Source organism: Vibrio sp. 378 (assembly GCF_033339435.1).
Map to the genome: position 1 here is coordinate 1 of NZ_JAWOUO010001008.1, position 551 is coordinate 551.

1 protein-coding gene is annotated in these 551 nt (G+C 46.6%); it reads left to right on the plus strand.

From position 1 onward, the window contains the following. On the plus strand, nucleotides 1–551 hold a 551-nt coding region (locus R7Q48_RS30065), incomplete at both ends, for a protein phosphatase CheZ (RefSeq protein WP_318134059.1).

Below are 551 nucleotides of genomic sequence, written 5' to 3' on the forward strand. Positions count from 1 at the left end.
AGGCGAAGTCGCTCGTTCAAATGCTAGAACACGGGGAACAAGATCAAGCGAACATGCTTGTTGCCTCGCTATATGAAGGTACAGAGAATCCGGTTTTGCAAGAAATCGGAACACTGACTCGAGACCTTCATGATTCACTAAAGCAGTTCAACCTCGATCAACGCATGACCGAAATAGCTAAAGATGAAATCCCGAATGCTCGGGATCGTCTGCACTATGTGATCGAGAAAACGGAACTGGCAGCAAACAAGACGATGGATGCAGTAGATTGCTGCCTTCCAATCGCCGATAACCTGCATGATTGCCTTCAACAAGTTCGTCCTCAATGGAATGAACTCATGTACGGGCGCATTGAATTAAGCGAATTCAAAGCTCTGTGTCACCGTATCGACAAACTGCTTGTTCAGGTCGAAGGTGATAGCACTGAATTGCGCGGTCAGTTGACCGAAATTCTTATGGCGCAAGACTTCCAAGACTTAACGGGTCAAATTATTCGTCGCGTAATTACGCTGGTAAACGAAGTAGAAGGCCGTTTGGTGGAAATCCTCACC